Here is a 20659-nt window from a genome sequence, read left to right as displayed (position 1 = left end):
TCACTTTTAGCTAAATTACTATTCGGCCACTTTTTCAAATTTTTGTCTTAATACTTGGCTAACTTAATTAATCGCATGGCGCAGGCAGGTCGGCTTTACCTTAATTTAAAAATAAGCAAAAAATGACCAATGCATTATAGCTGGTGTTGGCAGTAGTTGCGCTTCGCCGCTCAGTTCAGAATATTTTTTATGAGTCGGCTTAATTCATCTCCTCGATTTAGAATCATCAAATGCCCGCCATTATGCATTTTGAAGTCAGATGTCTTTAAAGGTAAAATTTTGTCTGATGTCCCGTGAATATGAGTCAGATTCCCAATCTGAGTTACGTTTTTCCAGTTTACAATCTTGTCTACAGCCCATTTTAAAAACCTGCTGTCAGTCCCTTTTATAATTCTCCTTAGTAATTCTTTTTCCCCTTGTGTCTTAGTCCCGAAAAACCAAAACGTCAGCCCGTTAGTGATTTTCAAAAGCTGTGGGGGCATTAATTTGTTTAAACCCAGATTTCCTGCGATCCTGAAATAAATTGGGATGTCCAATTTTGACTTGGCCGATGAAATCAAGATTACTTTATCAGTCTCAATTAATTTGGAAATCTCCACAGCTATCATGCCCCCAAATGAAACGCCTATGAGTATAGGTAGAGTTGTTTTAATCTGTGGTAGGAGACGGCTGGCATAGCTTTCAATTGATTCTTTATCTTTTGGTTCGATCCAGTCCAGGTAATTTAAACTGAATTCAGAGAGGTCAATGAAGTCAAATACTCTTTTGTCTGCACCAAGTCCACTTAGTAAATAAATCTCTCTCATTGTTCACTTGTCACACAGAGCAATTAACGTCAACGTTTAGTTATAAGGCGTTTACCATACCAAAATAAAAGTAAACATTAAAAGGCAAATGACTTATATAAATGATGTTAATGACCGTTCAGTTCACAATCTTCACTTATTATTTTTTCACAGAGGGTGTCCAATCCTGATAAATAAATCGTAATGCGTCGTAATAAGCAACTATGGGTTCACTCATGTGACTTTCTTCAGGATAGGACTTGAACTTATATAAAAGCCCTTTTGGTGTTCTGTTTACAATCAAACTATCAAGTTTCAATACATCAGTATGAAATGAATTTGGGTCTTTAATTCCTTCGTTTCCAACACTGTAAAAAAACCTTTTGTTGAGAGGTACTGACTGTGTCAATTTATTTTCTACAAGTTTTAATATGTACTTATTGTCCCACCAAAGCGAAGGACTTATTGCTATATAGGCATTAAACATATCAGGGCGAGTAAGCATGCAATTTATTGTTGTAATGCCACCAAAAGAGTGTCCCGCGAATATTTTGTATGATCCGGCTTTATAATTTTTTTCAATGTACGGCATTAGTTCTTCTAGCATAAAATGAAGAAAATTCTGGTTGCCACCGCTTGTCTTATACGTAGAGTCGTTTTTTCCAAAGTAATCAATTGTGCTTTTGGTAGGGGTAAGGTCTCTTCTTCGGTCTTTACTAATAATACCGACAACCATTATTGGAGGGATTATTTCATAATGGCTCAGGTAGTCAATGTATGCAGAAAGTATATGAAAATGATTTTCTCCATCCAATAAATACAACACGGGAAAAGTCCCATTAGAGTTTGCGGGAACTTGTTTTGGAACGTGAATATAAATCTGACGTTCCTGGTTTAGCACCTTGGAGGGTATTGTAATTACTTCATTAGATACGTGATTAAATAACTCAACATTTTGCGCTTTGGATTGCAATGAGAAAAGCAAGAAAAATACTATGTAATATTTTGCCCGATTGAGAAAGGTTGACATAATCAGATATTGATGATTTTAAGCTTAGCAGTATGACCAAACGTAATTTGAAAACTAAGCTACAAATTTACACTTAGCTTAAGCCATGGATATACATTTGTTGTGTACGGTCCACATTTTGTGACCTACAGGACTTGTCAGCTTTGGCTTTCGCGAGAGATTCGCGGATTGCTTGTTGATTGGCGTGTTTGTTAGTCCGTTACAGACTAAGGTTTATATTCCGAATAAGTAGTAAATGTTTTTCCCTGCCCGTCTGGCAGGCGGGCATCGTAAAGGTATAGACCTGTTTCTCTGGTGCCCACCCAAATATTTCCACTTGTATCTTCCAAAATTGACCAGATGCTGTTATTGAGTAGACCATCTTCTGCTGTAAAATGAGTGATGGACATACCTTGCCCGACTTTGTCATTCTCATCCGATCCGACACGGAGGGGCAGGCGGGCATCGTAACGGCTAAGTCCAGTACTGGCATCACCACCAAACCAAAGGTTTCCCTTTTTGTCTTCTATTATTCGTGTAACACAACCAGGCAGGCCATCGCTTTTTGTAAAACTCGTAAATGTTTTTCCATCATACCGGTAGACTCCACCCCAATTGCTAAACCAGATATTCCCGTTTTTGTCTTGTAATTGTGGCCATGCCCAATTATGAGCTTTTGGCTTTGGCCCATCTTGAAATAGATCTTCCAGTGGAATGTTGGTTACAGATTTACCCTGCGCGACTTTGTCATTCTCATCTGATCCGGCACGGAGGGGCAGGCGGGCATCGTAACGATAGACACCATGAGTACCCCGTCCACCAAACCAGATGTTACCTGCTTTATCTTCTAAAATACGTTCCGCGTTATTGTTACTGCTCATATAGCCCATTGCGCTCTCATCAATTATAAACGGAGTAAAGCTTCCCTGTCCGACATAGGTATAAACACCATCAATGGTTGCGAACCATAGTGTTCCGCTTTTTGATTGCATGATACTGAATACCTCATGTGTATTTCTAAACTTGTTGGGCGGGAGGTTTTTCCTTAAAGGGATCTGGATTTTGGTAAATGTTTTAGCCCGCCCATCCTGCAGCCGGGCATCGTAGAAACAAACTCCTGCGTCAGTACCTATCCAGATGTTACCATCTTTATCTTCCAGAATAGAAGAGATATTATTACTATTTAGCCCATCGGCCACCAAAAATTGTCTAAATGATTTTCCATCATATTTATAAAGACCATTTTGTGTAGTTCCGAACCAAAGGTTACCGGCTTTATCCTGTAAACTGCATTGAACATTGCCATACCTGGGGTTGCCTATGGTTTTGATAAGTTTGGGATGTTCACTCTTTTCTTTTGGTAAGTCGTTTTTAACTTGTCCGCTGCAGGTAGTGGCAAAAATTAATATTGTGAGAGAAGTAAAGAAGTGAGCGTATCTCATATTGATTCAGCTATTATTTCTTTGCTACAATCTTTATTTCGAATTCAATGTCATCCGCAATAGCCTGATCCTTTAAGTTATCAAAGAACTTTCTGGATTTATACCGGACATCCCATTGTGTCCGATCAATGATCAGCTTACCACTGGCTTTGACAATTCCGTCTTTCATTTCCACCCTGACCGGAAAAGTAACGGGGTGTGTGATACCTTTAATGGTTAGGTTCCCTGTGATTTCCTTATTCTCAGTATTTATGGATGCGACCCTGGTAAGTACGATTGTAGCAATGGGAAATTTTTTAACATCAAAAAAATCAGCATCTTTTAAATGATTAATAAGGTTATTATCACTTCTATGGTCATCACCTTCAATTGTACTCATGTCTACTTCAGCTGCACCGCCCACCAATTGACCGTTTTGAATCATCAATTCACCTACTGATATATAGACATACCCTGCATGTCCCCCTTTAACGCTTGACCCTTTCCATGTTACAACACTTTCCTTCGTATCTATACTATATTTTTGTCCCAGGGTGGTTACCGGGCTTGCCGATGCATTGATTTTATTTTCCTTTTTTACAGGTCCACCGCAACCAAAGAACAAAGGAGTAATAATTAAAAGCAGGTAAGTGATCGATAGCTTGTTGTTGTGTTTCATCATTTTTCATTTTTTATAAATTCCAACCAAGCTACAAGTCTTTGTGTCCGACTTTGGTAAATGAATTGTTAAAAGATGTAAAATGAAATGTAAAAGTTGTCAGGGGAGCAGAATGAGGGGAGGGGGAAGGCGAGCGTTTCTATCTGGGCATGGCTTATAGCTTTTGTTGTGGGCCGTTAGTTTCCGCCGTCACTTCAAGTCAGCCGTCTCGCGTAGATCGATAGTATGGTTACGAAGGCTTCTCAAGCTATTTGCGGAAATTTAGTTAAATATTTATGCTTATTCTATCGATTGTTTTTTGAATTTTTCCTGATCCACACTTCACGACCAGTCCAAAGTGTCCACCGTTACAAATTTAACTTAAGAAATGAGTTTATGATTAACAGTAGACTCCAAGGTGGCATAAACAGGTGTTGTAAGCAGTTCTTTATTCAACTACTAATTCTGTTTTCTCTGCTTTAGCTTTGTCAATCGCGTCAAATAGAACTTCAAATAAGTCTTTGCCTTCTGAAGTCACAAAGTAATTTGACAAGTCCGTTATTTCATCGCTTATGTCGTCACCCCATGGCGGTCTCTTGGTCAAGTCAAACTTGTCCCATACAACTTTTGACGGGTCAAATTTCTTAAGTCTTTGTTGAATTTCTTTTAATTCTGTTTCAGCTTGAATTAAACTTTGGTAGGAAAGTCGTCCGTTATAAAATTCTTTCAATACTGTCGGATACTTTTTTCCAAAAAGCCCTTTAGTCAAATGATATTCAATTGTATCAAAAAAGGATGTCAAAAAATCATTACTTCCAATTTCGTAGAAAAATCACTTGTCCTTAGATGTAATCCCATTTGTCAAAAAAAAATTGCTTAACGTTTGTGTCCCACGATACCAAACGTATTTTGAAAAACCAAACTACAAATTTACACTGAACCCCAGCCATGTTTCATACACTTTGTTGTAGCGCGTTTTTATAACTCAATCCATTCAATGTGATCTTTGTCGGGGAAGTCTTCATCGATTTTCTGCATCAATACTTCCTTGCTAAATCCACCGTTGTCGGCTGGCTTGTATCTAAATACTTTCTCTGCCTTAGTCCAATATTTACCTTCCTTCTGAAGCAAAATAATGTGTTGAGTTATTTCTCCATTTCTTGCTTTTATTTTCACAAGAAATTCTATTTTCCCTTTGTCACCGTGCAGTGTCAGAAGTCCAATGTTGTCTTGGTGCAATGATGGTGTAATTGTCCCAAGATGTTTTGAAAGAACTGTAATTAAGTTATGTGCTTTAGTTGGTAATGTATTATCGTGTTTAATCTTGTAGAGGGTCAAACTAACATCATATAATGGAATGTCTCCTACTAAATTTATTGTCCAAAGTGACTCTTGATTCATTATTCCTTTTTCGGTCTCAAGTCCACTTCTAATAAATGCCCATGATTTTCCTCCCGTTATTTGGTCAAGGGCTTGTTTGCTTAGTTTTGCATTTTCCTTAGTCAGTTCAATTATTTGTCCGTTTCTGCTGTCCAACTCTTTGCCGTCATTAATTGCTTGTCGAGCTGCTAAAAATGCTCCGACTACACTAAATAGTCCACCGATAAATATGATTGTCGCTGCTATCAAGTTTGTATTTGTTTTTAGTTTCTTAATCACTTGTCCTAATTGTCAAAATAAAAATGAGCTACAACGTTTGTGCATAAGCAGTGACGGGAATTCGAAGCGCGTCACTGCCCCACGACAAAAAGCGTCATTTGAAAAACTAAACTACAAATTTACACTGAACTCCGCATTGATTATGCATTTTGTTACCTGCCATTTTTTCCTACGAAGCACAACTGTTTCAGGGTCAGTTTGATTTTAGTTGAGTCTTTAATTCTTCAATCGTGAGCGGTGGATTGTCCTTGTGCAACATAGCATGACAGTTTGGGCAGACAGGTCGTAAGTCCTCAATAGGATTTACTTTATACTCTTGCTTTTTATCTGATACCTGTGTCAGGTGATGAACGTGTATAAACTGATAACCGATGTTGCCATAATATTTTTCAAAGTTAAAGTCACAAACCATGCAACTATATCCGTAATGTTTTAAACATTCTTTTCTTGCTTGCGTGTTTCGCTCATAACGTGTCTGCGTTACTTGTGTTGCTGCGCCTTCAATAAATGTTTTTGTTGCGTCTGCCGCTTCTAAAAATGGATTGTAGCGAATGTCTTGCGTTTTCAAAAACTCAAACCATTCTTCTTCAAGTTCGTCAACAATCTCTGATTTAATTGATATTCCAGAGGATTGTGGTGTCCAATTTTGGTTGACCAAATTTCCACTGTCAAGATTGTCAAGAGTAAGAATTGGATCTTTGTCAGGGTTGAGCAAAACATCAAACTCTATTAAAACTCTTGGAACATCTTTGTCCACGCCACTCCAATGCGGTGATAAGAATGGTTCTGACACTACTTTGCCCGATGCCATAATTCCTCTTGGAATAGAACCAAGTCTTACTAAAAAAGCTCTGTCACCTGGCCGGATGCTTTTGTGACTGCGGCAACTCCACATCAACGTAACCTTACCTGTGTTTTTTAATTCTTCAACATTGTCCTCAATATACGGAACGTTCTTTGGGTCTGTCCATTGGTGCCAGTTGTTGGGATTCCAAGCAAATAAATACGCGCGTTGTATTGAAATAGGTTTTATGTTGTCAGTTAATCCGCATTCTTCTAAAGCATCTTTGAGTTCGGGTTTGAGTTGGTAAATGAAAAAAGTCCCTTTGTCATAACCTGTGAAAAAAAAGTCCCAAAATGATTTTGTGCCATTCTCTCGTTCACGTTGCTGGATGTCGTATTTCTTTAGTATCCGCATACCAAGTCCAACTAGTCGTCCAACAACTGCGCCTTTGTCTGTCCAACCAATAATACGAGCAAGGTCGGTTGCAGATGCTTCTTGCTTGTCAAGTGAGTAAATAGTTTGGAAAATCAACAAGTCCTCAGGTCGAACCAACATTTTGTCTTGCAGAATTTCTACAAAAGTGTCCTTTGAGATATTTGGTGCGTTAACCATGCTTGAGTGTTATGAAGGTCTTCGACAGAAAAGCAGTTAGGATGGCCTGTTTGAGATTCTTCAATTATCAATTCTTTATTCTCGGTAGATCAATGGCTGGCAACATCTGATTATAAGCCACATGTGCCTTATGCATCCGTATTGGAAGTTAAGTTAATCTTGCCCATCTGACTATGCAAATGGAGCTATCCACATGTCATTCTTAGCCACAGTGATTCGATCGGAATCATCAAACCGACATATAACTTCAAAAAGCAATTGTGATTATACTATTCCTTAATTCACCCGCTCAATCTGAGCACCGATCTTCTTCAGCCTTCCCTCAATATCCTGATAGCCGCGATCAATCTGCTCTACATTAGAGATCTCGCTCTCACCCGATGCAGACAACGCCGCAATCAGCAAAGCAACACCAGCACGAATATCCGGTGACGACATCTTGATGCCGCGAAGCTGGAACTTGCGATCCAGTCCTGTCACCGTTGCACGATGCGGATCACACAGAATGATCTGTGCACCCATGTCAATAAGTTTATCAACGAAGAACAAACGACTCTCAAACATCTTCTGATGGATGAGCACCGTTCCTTTTGCCTGTGTGGCTACCACCAGGATAACGCTGATTAGGTCAGGCGTGAATCCAGGCCACGGAGAATCTGAGATCGTAAGGATCGATCCATCAATGAAATTTTCTATAACGATGTTCTCCTGGGCGGGTATGTAAATATCATCACCGCGGAACTCCATCTTAATACCAAGCTTGCGAAAGGTTTCTGGAATAATTCCCAGCATATCAATGCGGCAGTTCTTGATCGTGATCTCAGACTTCGTCATCGCCGCAAGGCCAATGAAGCTACCGATCTCAATCATGTCGGGCAGAAGGGTATGATCTGTTCCCTTCAGGGATTTAACTCCTTCGATCGTCAATAGATTAGAACCAATGCCGCTGATCTTCGCACCCATGCGGTTAAGCATCGCGCAAAGCTGCTGAAGGTAAGGCTCACAAGCTGCGTAGTATATAGTAGTAGTTCCTTTTGCAAGAACCGCCGCCATCACGATGTTCGCTGTCCCTGTTACGGATGCTTCATCCAATAACATGTAACTGCCTTTCAGCTCCGATGCATCGATGTGGAATAAACTTCCTTCCGCATCGAAATTGAATTTTGCTCCCAGGTTCTGAAAGCCAATGAAGTGTGTATCAAGTCTGCGTCGGCCGATCTTATCGCCACCAGGTTTTGGAATACTCGCCTTTCCATAACGCGCCAGGATAGGACCCAGCAACATGACAGAACCTCTTAATGCCGCCGCTTTCTTTTTGTATGAATCCGTTTCAAGATGTTTGATGTCGACGTTTGCTGCGGTGAAGCGATAACTTCCTTTGTCCAGTTGCTCAACTTTACAACCCAGATCGCCGACAAGCTCAATCAATTTGTTGACATCTACGATATCGGGAATGTTGTGAACGGTGACAGGTTCCGGAGTCAGGAGAACAGCACAAAGAATTTGAAGGGCCTCGTTCTTGGCTCCTTGAGGAGTGATCTCACCTTTCAGGCTTTTACCACCCTTGATTCGAAAAGAACTCATTGGTCTCTTCTGCGGTGTGGATTGAAACGCTTGTTGAATGGGCGACCGCCACCGCCACCACCGCCGCCTTCGCGACGCTGATTGTTGGAATGTACGCCCTGACCGCCGCCGACCTGAGGACGTGGCTTCTTTTTCTCACGATAAAGTTTTTCGAAGAGATTATCCTCACGTACTTTATCAAGGTTCATGCTCAGCTTTCCGCCAGACATCAATTGAATGTCTTTCAGGATCACAGAGTCATCCAGTATTTCTTTGTTCCAGTTGCCGTAGAATGTCTTCATCAGCTTACCCAGATAGATGACAGCATCTTCACGATCCTTTGGATCTTCCTTCTTCAGAGCCTCTTTCACAAGACGCTCAATGTTCTTTCCATAATGTTTGAAACGAACATCGCTCTGAGGATAAGGAACCAGCATAGGTCTCTTTGAGAGAATGTCTTTTTCAGGAGGAGTAAAAGGATTGTTTACATCCAGGTCAAAGTCGGCGATGATGAAAAGATCATCCCAGAGACGTTGTGGATTTTCAACCGATTCGCGAACGGTAGGATTGAGCTGCTTGATAAGCTCGATCAGTGTATAGGAGAGTTCTGTTCTCTTTGCTTTGTCTTCGACTGTGCGGATGTAGGCCACCAGCTTTTGAACATTACGTCCGTATTCCTTTAAGATGATCAGGGGACGTTGTGAATTGTATTCTGGAATCATTAAGTGATTTTAAATTCTATTGATTTGTGTCAACTGCATTGTGTCGACCTGTGACTAGTTCTCGTGAATTTTCAACTTAGCAAAACTAAGCAATAAGGTCTTCTCCCCAAAATTGTCAAAATGGATCTTGGCCTTGCGATCTGCCCCGGTTTCGTCCATTTTGAGCACTTGCCCAAAGCCGAACTTGGGATGCTCCACCTTCATGCCTTCCCTGAGCGTAGAAGTGTCGCTGGGAGTAAAGTCTGCAGAAGGTTTGTAGGATGTTGCCTTGGGAACCGGCTTGGATGTTAGCGTCTTCTGAATGCCAGTCACAAAGCTCTTGGCAAAGTTGCTTCTGGAGGGTACCGATTCTGCCCCGATATATTTAGCGCTCACCTTTACATAATTCCTATCGATATCATCGAGGAAGCGGCTGGGTTCACAATTCTTAAGTCGTCCGAAGCGATAGCGTGTCAGGGCATAGGAGAGAAACAGTCTCTTCTTTGCGCGTGTGATCGCCACATAAAAAAGTCTTCGCTCTTCTTCCAGTTCCGCGCGACTGCTCAGCATCATTTGTGATGGGAACAGATCTTCTTCCAAACCAGCGATGTACACGTATCCAAACTCAAGACCTTTCGCCATGTGAATGGTCATGAGTGTAACTTTCTCAGGATCTTTATCCTTGTCTTCATCCTGTCCGGTAACGAGGGAAACCTCCTGGAGGAAAGCACCCAGTCCTTTGTCTTCACGTTCAGGGTCGTCGGTAAATTCTTTAATGGCATTCAGCAACTCCTGAATGTTTTCATAGCGACTTAATCCCTCAACGGTTTTATCTGCATAGAGCTCTCGCAGCAGGCCTGAACCTTTTGCAATTTCTGATGCGGCTTCATAAGCATCCTTGTTCAGAATTTCCACACCGAAGCGAAGGATCATGGAGACAAAGTCATCGATCTGCCCGACGGCACGACCACCGAGGAAAGAGGAAGCGTTCTGTAATACTTCCCAGATGGAGATAGCATGATCATTGGCAGCAACGACGATCTTGTCTACGGTAGAATCACCGATGCCTCGTTTCGGTAAGTTGATAATTCTCCTGAAGGAAGCTTCGTCCTGCTGATTGATAGAGAATCGTAAGTAGGCGAGGAGATCTTTAATTTCCTTGCGTTGATAGAATGAAAGACCACCGACTACTTTGTACTTGATGTTCATTCTTCGCAATGCTTCTTCTATGGCGCGGCTCTGACTGTTGGTGCGATAGAGGATCACAAAATCGCTGAACTTTGCCTGGTGCTGCATGCGCTCTTCAAAGATGGAAGAAGCGATCAGCTTGCCTTCTTCATTGTCAGAGACCGCCTTGATGAGTTCGACCAGATTGCCATCCTCATTGGCAGTCCATACATCTTTTGGTATCTGTGCCTTGTTTTTGGCAATGACGGAGTTGGCGGCTTTGACGATTGTATTGGTGGAACGATAATTCTGTTCCAGCTTGATGATTTTCAGATCCGGGTAATCTTTCTCAAAGTTGAGGATGTTGCTGATGTCTGCTCCGCGAAAGGCATAGATGCTTTGTGCATCATCACCGACCACACAAACATTTTCTCTGACGGCGGCGAGCTTGCGGATGATGAAGTACTGGCAAAGATTGGTATCCTGAAACTCGTCAATCAACAGGTAGTGAATCCGTTGTTGCCATTTGTTCAATACATCAAGATGCTCTTTGAATAATTTATCGGTATTGAAAAGAAGGTCATCGAAGTCCATTGCGCCGGAACGGAAGCAACGGAGAGTATAGTTCTTATAGATGTTTCCGATTTCGGGACGCATGTTGGCGGCATCGTCGCCCATGAGCATTGCATTGGTTAAATATTCCTGCCAGGAGACGAGGCGGTTCTTGGCGGAAGAGATACGGTTATAAACAGCGTTGGCTTTGTATTGCGTTTCGTCAAGACCCATTTCCTTTACGATCTGCTTGATCAGGGATTTGGAATCGTCTGTATCGTAAATGGTAAAGCTGTTGGGATAGCCAAGATGATGAGCTTCGCTTCTTAGTATTCTTGCAAAGACAGAGTGAAAGGTGCCCATCCAGAGGTTGCGTGCATCGTGGCCCACTACCTTTTCGATACGTTCACGCATTTCTTTGGCGGCCTTGTTCGTAAAGGTCAGCGCCATGATGTTGAAAGGGTCGACGCCTTTGCTTTTCATGAGATGAGCGATACGATAGGTGAGCACCCGTGTTTTTCCGGAGCCAGCTCCGGCAATCAGCATACACGGTCCTTCTGTATTGATGACACCCTCCCGTTGAGGAGGGTTTAGGGTTTCCAGGTAATCCATTCAAAAATTCTCCGCGCAAGTTAACACGGAAGCCGGGGATTTGGTTGCCTGAAATGGAATTTTGGTGACACCATCAGGAATTCCTGAGCTATCTTTGCGTCATGTTACAGGTAGGAGAAATTCTGGTTTCGGATGACATCAAGCATATCGAATTTGTATGCCATCTGGAGAAGTGCAAAGGAGCTTGTTGTGTAGAGGGTGATCTTGGCGCTCCGTTGGAGGAAGATGAATTGCCAACAATGCATAAGATCCAGAAGGCGATTGCGCCTTACCTGACAGAAGAGGGAAAGAAAGCGATTGCTGAGCAGGGACCCTATATACTGGATGAAGATGGAGACTATTCGACACCTACCATTGGAGGAAGAGAATGTGCGTATGCGCTCTATGATGAGAAAGGAATTTTAAAGTGCGGCATTGAGCAGGCTTATCTGGATAAGAAGATCAAGTTCCGCAAGCCGATCTCCTGTCATTTGTATCCGATACGGATAACGAAGAAGAAAGGGTTTGAAGCGGTGAATTACAGCAAATGGAATATCTGTGCAGATGCGTGCAAGCTGGGTAGTGCGCTGGGAGTGCCACTTTACAAGTTCTTAAAGGATCCGCTGATACGCAGATACGGAAAGGACTGGTATGCGGAGCTGGTGAGGCAGATTGAAGTGAAAGAAAAGTAGGAGAGCCTCTGAAAAAAGAAACCCGGTCTCTTTCGAAACCGGGTCTATCAAATGATTTGAATCAACGACTGATTATTCAGCGATAACGTTCACCTTGATATCATGCTTCACTTCTTTGTGAAGGTCAAGATGAGCAACATATTCACCGAGTTCTTTAGGTTGTTCTTTGAAAGTGATCTTCTTACGATCTACATCGAAACCTTTCGCTTTCAATGCATCAGAAACCTGAAGTGAAGTGATTGCACCGAAGATCTTGCCGGTTTCACCAGCTTTGGTCTTCAATTCAATAGTAAGGTCTCCGATCTTCGCAACCATCGCCACTGCTTCATCCTTGATCTTGGCTGCCTTGTGAGCAACCTGACGGACGTTCTCAGCGATCATGCGTTTGTTGGAATCATTGGCGATAATAGCAGAACCATTAGGGATCAGGAAGTTTCTTCCGTAGCCTGGTTTTACTTTAACGATGTCGTTCTTATAGCCAAGTCCTTGTACGTCTTGTTTTAATATTATTTCCATTGGTCGGTCAACGTTAAGGGTTATTTTAATGAGTCACCGAGGTAAGGAAGCAATGCAATCTGACGTGCACGCTTGATCGCCTGGGCAACCTTCTTCTGATACTTCCAGCTGTTGCCGGTAAGACGGCTTGGCAAAATCTTGCCTTGCTCGTTCACAAACTTCATAAGGAAGTCAGGATTCTTATAATCGATATAACGGATACCGTTTTTCTTGAAGCGGCAGTATTTAGGTTTAATCTCTGCGCGCTTGATTGGTTCATTTACTAATGTCATGATCTTGAATCCTCCCTTTCTTTTCTTGGTTGCGGAGTTTTAACGTCCTTTTTCTTGTTGAATTCACCTTTGCGTCTGCGAGTGTTATACTCAGTTGCAAACTTGTCAAGGCTGATAGTCAGAAAACGCATTACTGACTCATCCCGTCTGTATTCTGTCTCAAGAGTGGCGATGGATTCCGGAGCTGCTGCAAATTCGATCAGGTTGTAGAACCCTGTGGACTTCTTCTGGATGGGATATGCCATCTTCTTTAGTCCCCATTGTTCAACATTAATTACGTTGGCTTTTTGATTGCCCAACACCTTCACGAACTTTTCAACAGTATCCTTTGCCTGATCTTCAGACAAAACGGGATTTAAAATGAATACCGTCTCGTAGTTGTTCATGTTTATTAATTGTTTTTAAAATGAGGGTGCAAAAATACAAGGAAATCTGGTTTCCGGGAAGTATTCCTGGAAAAAAGGTGAGATTAAGGAGGACCTTCTGGGCGCTAATTCAGGCCTTTATTAGCGAAATCAGGCCGATTTGAAAGAATGGATCAATCCTGATCTGCTTTATTTCACTTCAAACTGTGCATTGCCCATCTGATATCCATCGGTATATATCTCAATTCTGTAAGTTCCTGAGGCATATTCAGACCCCTTTGTATAGAAGAATGTCAGCTTCTGGCGGGTGTTGTCAAACAGAATCTCCTGAATGGCTGTGAAAAACTCCTCCTTGTTGTTCAGCATAAACGTGCCTGAACCTTTCGCCACATCGAAGATCACCTGACCATTCTCATCAATGACACGGATCATGATCTTCTTTCCTTCAACAGGAGCGACCTTATTCTCAGCAAGATTAAATTCCACCTTAAGCTTTTCAAGCTGGCGATTCTTGAATGGTGATTCACGCTCTTTGCCTTTTGAGTTAACGGCCATCACCGAAACGTTCTCAGCCTTCAGCTGACTCGCAATAGCAACTTTGGTAGCTAGCTCATCCTTTTTTGTGGAAAGCCTGTTGATGGAGTCATTCAATACATTCTTCTGGGTTTTGAGCGTCTTGTTCTCTGTGAACAATTCTTTATTAACTGACTTCAGCTGTTCGATCTCATCATCTTTCAGCTTCAGCAATTCTTCATATCCCTGCACACGGTCTTTCAGTTCTTTGATAGACTTGGCGCTGGAAGAGACATTGCGCTTTAGCTGTGCATTGATCTCCGCCTTTGCCTGTTCCAGTTCCGCCACATCACCACCCAGCTTTTTTATTTCTTCAATCTTCTGATCCAGCTCTCCCTGGATCTCTTTAAGACGCTGCATCGTTCCGGCAAGATCTTCCTCAACGATTGCCTTCTGTTCTATGATCTGCGCCTTGTCGTTAAAATCAAGATAGATCTTTACGCTCTGTATGATAACGATGATGGAAAGCAATGCAATGATGATACCGGCTTTATTGGAAGACTTCTTAGGGGCAACAGGTGGCTGTTCCATGAATAGCAGAATTTAAAAGTTCAAAGTTAGGGGAAGCAGGTCTTATTTCAATGACCACACGAAATGCTGCTTGTTCAGCACGGGATCAAAGAATAAAATACCACAACGATAGAGATCAACACTTCCATACACGAGAATATCGGTACGGATCTCTTTCCAGGCTTTCTCCATTTCAGGAGAACGATGAATGTCATCAATTATTACAATGCTCTTTTCAGTAAGCCGTTTGGTGAGCTGCTGATAGTAGCGTAGGGTAGGGCCATAAAGATGGTTGGCATCGATCAAAGCAAAATCAACCTTGTGTGTTTGTTCAAGAAAACGATGAAGTGTTGCATCGATATTTCCTTCGATCAGCTCAATGTTTTTTTGCTCTGCCCATTCAAAATTGGTGAGTGCGGCATTGGCAATAGAATGACTTCCTTCAAAGGTGAATACCATCGCATCTTTCTTCTGCGCGAGGTAAAGGCTTGTCACTCCCAAAGAAGTTCCCAACTCAACGATGCGACGTGCATTGATATAGTGAACCAGATCAAGATAGAACAACGCAATGGGCGCAGGGGTGAGGCTGTTAAGAGCAAGGTCGGCAATGGTCCTGTTTTGCTGTGGATTGGTTCTGCCACCGGAACCAAGATCAGTGATCGACAACATCGTTTGGTTGTCAAGCAAGCTCGTTCTTAGCTTTTGAAGAAGTTCGATGTCAGGGCGATTCTTCTTTGAAATAGTTTTTGAATAGAAGTCGTAGAAATAAGGTGAATGAATGGAATGTTCATCAACTTCCTGCAGCCAATGGTCAACGAATGATTTTACCTGGTGAAAAGATGGCACGAATGATTTTTGTTTTCTTAGTTCAACCTCATCGGGGCTACCATGCTGAACTCGGGGATGTTGACGGAGAAAGTTCCGCCATCAACAATACGTTCCATGAGGTAAGTGCCGACCATTTTTCCGATTCCCGATTTCAAGTTACAACCTGATACATACTGATGTGTCTGGCCCGGCTCCAGCACAGGCTGCTGTCCAACCACACCATCTCCTTCCACTTCACGTGACATAAACCCTGCGTCGTAAATGTGCCATTTTCTTCTCATCAGCTGAATGGTAAAGTCCCCTCCATTCTCGATGGTGATGCGATAGGTGAAAACATAATGGTACTGACTCGGGCTCGAGTAGGAAGGCTGGTATTCAGTCTCCACGGTAACTTTTATCCCTTTCGTAACTTCAGTGACCATTGATTCAAAAATATCAATTTTTTCGATTTTTCAACCTTTCTTGTGATATTACCGCATCATGGCAAACGACATAAAAATTGATCCATCGTGGAAATCACGCCTTCAGAAGGAGTTTGCGCAACCTTACTTTACCGAGCTGATTGATTTTGTGAAATCCGAGTATGCATCCGGGGTTGTATATCCCCCCGGCGGTGAGATATTTCATGCCTTTGATGCCTGCCATTTTGATGATGTGAAAGTGGTCATCCTGGGTCAGGATCCATATCATGGTCCGGGTCAGGCCAACGGACTTTGTTTTTCTGTTCATGATGGAGTGAGAATGCCTCCGTCGCTGGTGAACATCTTTAAAGAGATACGCAATGATATCCGCAAGCCCATTCCTGCTTCCGGAAATCTTGACCGCTGGGCGAAGCAAGGTGTGCTGTTGTTAAATGCAACGCTTACAGTTCGGGGAGGCTCACCGGGATCTCATCAGAACAAGGGATGGGAAAAATTTACCGATGCAGTGATCAAAGAGATATCAGACGAAAAGGAAAACATCGTGTTTATACTTTGGGGAGCGTATGCGCAGAAGAAAGGAGAGATCATTGACCGGAAGAAGCATCATGTGATCATGTCACCACATCCTTCACCGTTTTCTGCCGACCGGGGATTCTTCGGCAGTAAACCGTTCAGTAAAACGAATGAATATCTGAGATCGAAGAGTGTATCTGAGATTGACTGGTGATATAAAGAAGAAAGATCAGGATTTAGTCCTGATCTTTCGTTATTGTTCTTATCGGATAAGATTAAAGAATCTGCTCCAACGAATCTTGTGAGCAAAGTCTCCGTACTTGTCGATCGACAGCCAGATGAAGAATGCTTTACCTACGATGTGATCATCCGGCACGAAACCCCAGTATCTTGAGTCCATGGAATTATGACGATTGTCACCCATCATAAAGTAATAATCCTGCTGGAAAGTATATTGTTTGATGATGTTGCCATCAATCGTTAATGTGCTATCAGTAAGAACCACATTCTTGTTGTGATCCAGCTTCTGAATGGTGTGGCCATAAAATGCAAGAGTGGAATCATTGATATCAATGCTCATGCCTTTTTTGGGAATGGTAACAGGACCGTAGTTATCGATGTTCCACTTGATGGAATATTTATCTGCCTGAGGGAACAAACCACCGGAATGCTCAGTAGACGAAGGATCGTATTCAACGGACACGATATAGTTCAGGCCTTTCAGCTCTTCAGCTTTGGCTTTCGTTAGCACCATGTAATAGACCGCTTTATTGTCAGGTGACCTTCGTCCACGGAATTGATAATCTTCAGGATCCAGCTCAAGCTTTACAAGATTCCTGGAATTGATCTCATCGTTTGCAACGACCGTATAACTGAATTGCATGCCAGGAGGATTTTCCAATGGTTGCCCATTGATCATCACCTGTTTGTCTTTCACCTGAACAACATCACCGGCAATTCCGACACATCTTTTGATATAATTTGTTTTCAGATCAACAGGATAATCAATCCATTCGTTTCTTGGAACATTAAGATTATTCTCACTGATTCCGGGGACATTGAATACAACCACGTCGCCGTTCTTTACATGCGAAATTCCCGGAAGACGATACTGTGGTAATTGTATCCAGGTCAGATAAGAAGGTATTTCGGTGAACCAGATCTTTTGATGAGTAAGAGGAACCTGAAGAATTGTTTTTGGTGTACGTGTGCCGTAGTGGAACTTGCTTACAAACAGAAAATCACCGACGAGGAGAGAATTCTCCATGGAAGGAGTGGGGATCGTGTATGCTTCCATGATCAGCCAGCGGATAAGAGTTGCTGCGATGACAGCAAATGCAATTGCATCAAGCCATTCGCGAACAAAGGATTTCTTCTTCTTTTCTTCTTCCTTTTTCTTTTCCCAGAATTTCCAATTCATATTATGTGTGCCTTAAAAAGTCCCGCAAATAAAGTAAAATAATCCCGAAGGTTAGAATTTGAGAAAGTCGTCCATACCCAGGATGCCTTTCTTGTTATAAACCCATTCGGCTACCATGACAGCACCAAGGGCAAATCCTTCCCTTGAATGAGCAGTATGACGAATTTCAATATCATCCACGACGGATTGATATTTTACGGTATGAGTGCCGGGAGCAGGATCTTCACGGAATGATCGGATAAGGAGTTCTTCCGCCTGGTGGGCTTCATTTTTTGTCCACGTCTTCTTGCGACTCAGATTTTTAATAACTCCTTCCGCCAGGGTGATGCCGGTTCCGCTGGGTGCATCTTTCTTTTGTGTGTGATGGATCTCATCAATGCTCACTTCATATTCTCCCTGCCTTTCCATCATGCGGGCAAGCTGTTCATTTAGCTTGAAGAATAGATTTACGCCAAGGCTGTAATTCGATGCATAGAAAAATGTTCCGTTCTTCTGCTTGCAATAATCGTCTACATCTTTTTTACGATCCAGCCATCCGGTTGTTCCGGATACAACAGGTACCTGATGATCGAGGCAAAGTTTGATGTTGGAAACGGCAGAATCCGGTGTTGTAAATTCAATGGCTACATCAGGCTTCTTTGTAAAGTCAAATGAAAGTCCTGCAACAGGATCAAGCTTTCCTGCAATGGTATGATTTCTTTTTAAGGCGGCGGCTTCTATGGTCTTGCCCATTTTGCCGTATCCGATCAATAAAATATTCATGTGATTTAAAAAGTTAGGGTCAGTGAGAATCCTGACATTCTTCCGGTCAATTCATTTCCCTGAGTGGAAGGCTTCATGCTTACTTTCAGCTTGGGATTCAGATCAAATTCTTTTAAGTGAGCATCTACATGTGCATCTACCATCTGAAGGAGATACCAGAATCCTCCAAGGATGATGAAGAAATCGCGCTCACGCCGGTATGTATCAACAATGCTTCGAAGCTGTGTCTCTGAAAAGATACTGGAGCCCGGCACAGCAATTTCCTGAATCAGCAATCCTCTGTATTTGTTATAGGTGTTGTGATATAGACTGCCGTATGCACCCAGTATGATGAAGCCACCATATACAATTGGCATCTTCCAGTATTTCTTGTTGTATGCCTGTCCCATTCCTGGAATCAACGCTGAATACAGTAAAGCTTTACGGGGTTGAAAGCGTTTTGCGTAGGATTTGATGTTGATGATCTTGCCGTTCCTGCCAATGACCGTAGAGTCATTTTCAACTCTGACGGTATCGGATTTTACTGTGTCTGCCTTTACTTCAACCTCCTGTGCAAAAACACAAGTCGGGAGGATGACCATAAAGAGTACAGCAGCAATTTTGGACATGTGATCAAAGCTTGAAAATATCAAGTATTCGGTTGAGGTCTTCAACAGAAAGGAACGGGATCTTAATTTCTCCTTTACGGCCATCGCTCTTAACACTAACTTTCGTGCCAAAGTGTGATGAAAGCTTTCCCTGCAACTGTGTAATCTCACGGGAAGAGGAGGGGGCAGTGCTGGTAGTAGAGGTTGTGGAGGTTCCTTTATTGCCTTTGCCGAATGAACGTGCCAGCTCTTCAACCTGTCTTACCGAAAGGTCTTCTTTGAGGGTCTTCTTGAATATCAGCAACTGACTGTCTGCATTCTCAACACTGATGATCGCACGGGCATGGCCCATGGATAGTTTATTGTCGCGTAAAGAAATCTGAATATCCGGTGGAAGCTTTAATAATCTGAGATAATTGGTAACCGTTGTGCGGTTCTTGCCAACTCGCTCACCGAGTTCTTCCTGCTTAAGATTACACTCCGTCAGCAAGCGCTGATAGCTTAATGCAATTTCGATCGGGTTAAGATTTTCGCGCTGAATGTTTTCGATCAATGCCATCTCCAGCATCTGCTGATCATCGGCAGAGCGAACATAGGCAGGGATTGTTTTTAATCCGGCAAGACGTGATGCCTGGAAGCGACGTTCACCTGAGATTAACTGATATTGATTGCGGGAAAGCCTGCGTACTGTGATCGGTTGAATGATGCCGTGCACTTTAATAGATTCAGCAAGCTCTGCCAATGCTTCCTTATCAAAATATTGTCTCGGTTGAAAAGGATTAACTTCAATTTCACTGATGGCAAGTTCATTCATCGGACCGGATGTTGCTTCCGGTGCTTCTTCCAGCTTTCCTGTTTCAGGAGTATCGCTGAGCAATGCGCTGAGACCGCGGCCAAGTGCTTTCTTCTTCATTATTTGCTAGCGCTGTTTTTATCAAGTATTTCGTGTGCAAGATTCAGGTAGGCAATTGAACCTTTGCTTTCCGCATCGTGAACAATTACCGGCAAGCCAAAGCTCGGTGCTTCGCTCAGCTTCACATTCCGTGGAATGATGGTCTTGAAAGAGATATTCTTAAAGTGAGTTCTTACTTCTTCTACAACCTGATTTCCAAGAGAAGTTCTGGAATCATAAAGTGTCAGTAATATGCCCTCAATCTCCAGCTGGGGATTAAGTCTGGTCTGAATGATCTTTATTGTATTGAGCAACTTACCGAGACCTTCCAATGCAAAGTACTCGCACTGTACCGGAATGATCAATGAATCGGCGGCTGTCAGTGAGTTGATGGTGATCAGGCCCAAAGAAGGAGAGCAGTCGATGATAATGTAGTCATACTCATCCTTGATCTTCTTTAATGCCTGACGCATTCTTTCTTCACGCTGTTCAATGTTTACCATTTCCACCTCTGCACCGACCAGATCAATGTGAGAAGGAAGAACATGGAGATATTTCAATTCATTATGAACAATTGCCTCATGAATATTCGCACCATCCACCATACACTCATAGATGCTGAGCTTCACGCCCTTGGGATCAATGCCTAGTCCGGAAGAAGAATTGGCTTGCGGATCAGCATCCAGCAGCAAAGTCTTTTTCTCAAGAACAGCAAGGCTTGCCGCCAGGTTAATGGCAGTAGTCGTCTTTCCGACGCCCCCTTTTTGATTTGCTATCGCAATAATTTTGCCCATTCGCGGGTAAG

Annotated in this window: 23 protein-coding genes; 2 read left to right on the top strand and 21 right to left on the bottom strand. The window is 42.5% G+C overall.

Annotated features, from left to right (window positions below; genetic code table 11):
• Positions 1-170: 170 nt before the first annotated feature.
• The 10 genes from HOP08_02360 to HOP08_02315 all read right to left on the bottom strand — a co-directional run bounded on the left by HOP08_02360 (position 171) and on the right by HOP08_02315 (position 11523).
• A complete protein-coding gene (locus HOP08_02360; protein NOT73743.1) occupies positions 171-806 on the bottom strand; it encodes an alpha/beta hydrolase in 636 nt (211 codons plus the stop codon).
• 139 nt (positions 807-945) lie between these two features.
• Positions 946-1815 carry an alpha/beta hydrolase gene (locus tag HOP08_02355; protein ID NOT73742.1) on the bottom strand — a complete coding sequence of 290 codons (870 nt, stop codon included), beginning with the start codon at positions 1813-1815 and terminating at the stop codon, positions 946-948.
• Positions 1816-2021: 206 nt separating this feature from the next.
• The gene (locus tag HOP08_02350) at positions 2022-3236 is read right to left on the bottom strand and encodes a hypothetical protein (protein NOT73741.1); all 1215 of its coding nucleotides are present in this window, start codon (positions 3234-3236) and stop codon (positions 2022-2024) included.
• Between the two features lie 13 nt (positions 3237-3249).
• Positions 3250-3897, bottom strand: a complete 648-nt coding sequence (locus HOP08_02345; GenBank protein NOT73740.1) for a YceI family protein — start codon at positions 3895-3897, stop codon at positions 3250-3252.
• A gap of 424 nt (positions 3898-4321) precedes the next feature.
• The gene (locus HOP08_02340; protein ID NOT73739.1) at positions 4322-4693 is read right to left on the bottom strand and encodes a hypothetical protein; all 372 of its coding nucleotides are present in this window, start codon (positions 4691-4693) and stop codon (positions 4322-4324) included.
• A 158-nt stretch (positions 4694-4851) separates the two neighbouring features.
• Complete coding sequence (locus HOP08_02335; GenBank protein ID NOT73738.1) at positions 4852-5532, bottom strand: hypothetical protein; 681 nt, start codon at positions 5530-5532, stop codon at positions 4852-4854.
• Positions 5533-5725: 193 nt separating this feature from the next.
• Complete coding sequence (locus HOP08_02330; protein NOT73737.1) at positions 5726-6730, bottom strand: HNH endonuclease; 1005 nt, start codon at positions 6728-6730, stop codon at positions 5726-5728.
• Positions 6731-7204: 474 nt separating this feature from the next.
• A complete protein-coding gene (murA, locus tag HOP08_02325; GenBank protein ID NOT73736.1) occupies positions 7205-8512 on the bottom strand; it encodes a UDP-N-acetylglucosamine 1-carboxyvinyltransferase in 1308 nt (435 codons plus the stop codon).
• Positions 8509-9213 carry a DUF4290 domain-containing protein gene (locus HOP08_02320; protein ID NOT73735.1) on the bottom strand — a complete coding sequence of 235 codons (705 nt, stop codon included), beginning with the start codon at positions 9211-9213 and terminating at the stop codon, positions 8509-8511. Before HOP08_02320 ends, murA begins: the two co-directional genes overlap by 4 nt.
• Positions 9214-9267: 54 nt before the next feature.
• The gene (locus HOP08_02315; protein NOT73734.1) at positions 9268-11523 is read right to left on the bottom strand and encodes a UvrD-helicase domain-containing protein; all 2256 of its coding nucleotides are present in this window, start codon (positions 11521-11523) and stop codon (positions 9268-9270) included.
• A 101-nt stretch (positions 11524-11624) separates the two neighbouring features.
• On the opposite strand from HOP08_02315, the gene HOP08_02310 reads away from it, so the two are divergent.
• Positions 11625-12194, top strand: coding sequence for a DUF3109 family protein (locus tag HOP08_02310; GenBank protein NOT73733.1), 570 nt, complete (start codon positions 11625-11627; stop codon positions 12192-12194).
• Positions 12195-12266: 72 nt separating this feature from the next.
• On the opposite strand, the gene HOP08_02305 is transcribed toward HOP08_02310, so the two are convergent.
• The 6 genes from HOP08_02305 to apaG all read right to left on the bottom strand — a co-directional run bounded on the left by HOP08_02305 (position 12267) and on the right by apaG (position 15680).
• Positions 12267-12710 carry a 50S ribosomal protein L9 gene (locus HOP08_02305; protein ID NOT73732.1) on the bottom strand — a complete coding sequence of 148 codons (444 nt, stop codon included), beginning with the start codon at positions 12708-12710 and terminating at the stop codon, positions 12267-12269.
• Between the two features lie 20 nt (positions 12711-12730).
• Positions 12731-12982: a 30S ribosomal protein S18 gene (locus tag HOP08_02300; GenBank protein ID NOT73731.1), complete on the bottom strand. Its 252-nt coding sequence runs from the start codon at positions 12980-12982 to the stop codon at positions 12731-12733.
• Positions 12979-13374, bottom strand: a complete 396-nt coding sequence (locus tag HOP08_02295; protein NOT73730.1) for a 30S ribosomal protein S6 — start codon at positions 13372-13374, stop codon at positions 12979-12981. The genes HOP08_02300 and HOP08_02295 overlap by 4 nt, the downstream gene beginning before the upstream one ends.
• Positions 13375-13536: 162 nt before the next feature.
• A complete protein-coding gene (locus HOP08_02290) occupies positions 13537-14451 on the bottom strand; it encodes a chromosome segregation protein SMC (GenBank protein NOT73729.1) in 915 nt (304 codons plus the stop codon).
• A gap of 42 nt (positions 14452-14493) precedes the next feature.
• Positions 14494-15276, bottom strand: coding sequence for a class I SAM-dependent methyltransferase (locus HOP08_02285; GenBank protein ID NOT73728.1), 783 nt, complete (start codon positions 15274-15276; stop codon positions 14494-14496).
• Between the two features lie 17 nt (positions 15277-15293).
• The gene (apaG, locus tag HOP08_02280; GenBank protein ID NOT73727.1) at positions 15294-15680 is read right to left on the bottom strand and encodes a Co2+/Mg2+ efflux protein ApaG; all 387 of its coding nucleotides are present in this window, start codon (positions 15678-15680) and stop codon (positions 15294-15296) included.
• Between the two features lie 58 nt (positions 15681-15738).
• Here apaG and ung point away from each other — a divergent pair, with 58 nt between their 5' ends.
• On the top strand, positions 15739-16407 hold the full coding sequence (ung, locus tag HOP08_02275) for a uracil-DNA glycosylase (protein ID NOT73726.1): 669 nt from the start codon (positions 15739-15741) through the stop codon (positions 16405-16407).
• Positions 16408-16455: 48 nt separating this feature from the next.
• On the opposite strand, the gene lepB is transcribed toward ung, so the two are convergent.
• From lepB to HOP08_02250, 5 genes are read right to left on the bottom strand one after another with little or no spacing between them, the layout of a single operon-like run.
• Entirely contained in the window at positions 16456-17613 is a 1158-nt protein-coding gene (gene lepB, locus HOP08_02270; GenBank protein ID NOT73725.1) for a signal peptidase I, read from the bottom strand.
• A gap of 51 nt (positions 17614-17664) precedes the next feature.
• Positions 17665-18375 (bottom strand): 4-hydroxy-tetrahydrodipicolinate reductase, encoded by a 711-nt coding sequence (gene dapB, locus HOP08_02265; protein NOT73724.1) that lies wholly within the window; start codon positions 18373-18375, stop codon positions 17665-17667.
• A 5-nt stretch (positions 18376-18380) separates the two neighbouring features.
• Complete coding sequence (locus tag HOP08_02260; GenBank protein NOT73723.1) at positions 18381-18983, bottom strand: hypothetical protein; 603 nt, start codon at positions 18981-18983, stop codon at positions 18381-18383.
• Positions 18984-18987: 4 nt separating this feature from the next.
• Positions 18988-19875, bottom strand: a complete 888-nt coding sequence (locus HOP08_02255; protein ID NOT73722.1) for a ParB/RepB/Spo0J family partition protein — start codon at positions 19873-19875, stop codon at positions 18988-18990.
• A complete protein-coding gene (locus tag HOP08_02250) occupies positions 19875-20648 on the bottom strand; it encodes a ParA family protein (GenBank protein ID NOT73721.1) in 774 nt (257 codons plus the stop codon). Before HOP08_02250 ends, HOP08_02255 begins: the two co-directional genes overlap by 1 nt.
• Between the last annotated feature and the right edge of the window lie 11 nt (positions 20649-20659).

This window comes from Cyclobacteriaceae bacterium, assembly GCA_013141055.1.
Classification (GTDB): domain Bacteria; phylum Bacteroidota; class Bacteroidia; order Cytophagales; family Cyclobacteriaceae; genus ELB16-189.
This window is presented reverse-complemented; position numbering and strand designations above follow the sequence as displayed.

What these genes read in the sequence shown, in the direction of transcription:
- HOP08_02255 (NOT73722.1), bottom strand. Translation starts at nt 19,875, where the DNA reads ATGAAGAAGAAAGCACTTGGCCGCGGTCTCAGCGCATTGCTCAGCGAT.
- HOP08_02350 (NOT73741.1), bottom strand. Translation starts at nt 3,236, where the DNA reads ATGAGATACGCTCACTTCTTTACTTCTCTCACAATATTAATTTTTGCC.
- HOP08_02315 (NOT73734.1), bottom strand. Translation starts at nt 11,523, where the DNA reads ATGGATTACCTGGAAACCCTAAACCCTCCTCAACGGGAGGGTGTCATC.
- HOP08_02345 (NOT73740.1), bottom strand. Translation starts at nt 3,897, where the DNA reads ATGATGAAACACAACAACAAGCTATCGATCACTTACCTGCTTTTAATT.
- HOP08_02290 (NOT73729.1), bottom strand. Translation starts at nt 14,451, where the DNA reads ATGGAACAGCCACCTGTTGCCCCTAAGAAGTCTTCCAATAAAGCCGGT.
- HOP08_02300 (NOT73731.1), bottom strand. Translation starts at nt 12,982, where the DNA reads ATGACATTAGTAAATGAACCAATCAAGCGCGCAGAGATTAAACCTAAA.
- ung (NOT73726.1), top strand. Translation starts at nt 15,739, where the DNA reads ATGGCAAACGACATAAAAATTGATCCATCGTGGAAATCACGCCTTCAG.
- apaG (NOT73727.1), bottom strand. Translation starts at nt 15,680, where the DNA reads ATGGTCACTGAAGTTACGAAAGGGATAAAAGTTACCGTGGAGACTGAA.
- HOP08_02305 (NOT73732.1), bottom strand. Translation starts at nt 12,710, where the DNA reads ATGGAAATAATATTAAAACAAGACGTACAAGGACTTGGCTATAAGAAC.
- lepB (NOT73725.1), bottom strand. Translation starts at nt 17,613, where the DNA reads ATGAATTGGAAATTCTGGGAAAAGAAAAAGGAAGAAGAAAAGAAGAAG.
- HOP08_02330 (NOT73737.1), bottom strand. Translation starts at nt 6,730, where the DNA reads ATGCGGATACTAAAGAAATACGACATCCAGCAACGTGAACGAGAGAAT.
- HOP08_02310 (NOT73733.1), top strand. Translation starts at nt 11,625, where the DNA reads ATGTTACAGGTAGGAGAAATTCTGGTTTCGGATGACATCAAGCATATC.
- HOP08_02355 (NOT73742.1), bottom strand. Translation starts at nt 1,815, where the DNA reads ATGTCAACCTTTCTCAATCGGGCAAAATATTACATAGTATTTTTCTTG.
- HOP08_02250 (NOT73721.1), bottom strand. Translation starts at nt 20,648, where the DNA reads ATGGGCAAAATTATTGCGATAGCAAATCAAAAAGGGGGCGTCGGAAAG.
- HOP08_02320 (NOT73735.1), bottom strand. Translation starts at nt 9,213, where the DNA reads ATGATTCCAGAATACAATTCACAACGTCCCCTGATCATCTTAAAGGAA.
- HOP08_02260 (NOT73723.1), bottom strand. Translation starts at nt 18,983, where the DNA reads ATGTCCAAAATTGCTGCTGTACTCTTTATGGTCATCCTCCCGACTTGT.
- HOP08_02360 (NOT73743.1), bottom strand. Translation starts at nt 806, where the DNA reads ATGAGAGAGATTTATTTACTAAGTGGACTTGGTGCAGACAAAAGAGTA.
- murA (NOT73736.1), bottom strand. Translation starts at nt 8,512, where the DNA reads ATGAGTTCTTTTCGAATCAAGGGTGGTAAAAGCCTGAAAGGTGAGATC.
- dapB (NOT73724.1), bottom strand. Translation starts at nt 18,375, where the DNA reads ATGAATATTTTATTGATCGGATACGGCAAAATGGGCAAGACCATAGAA.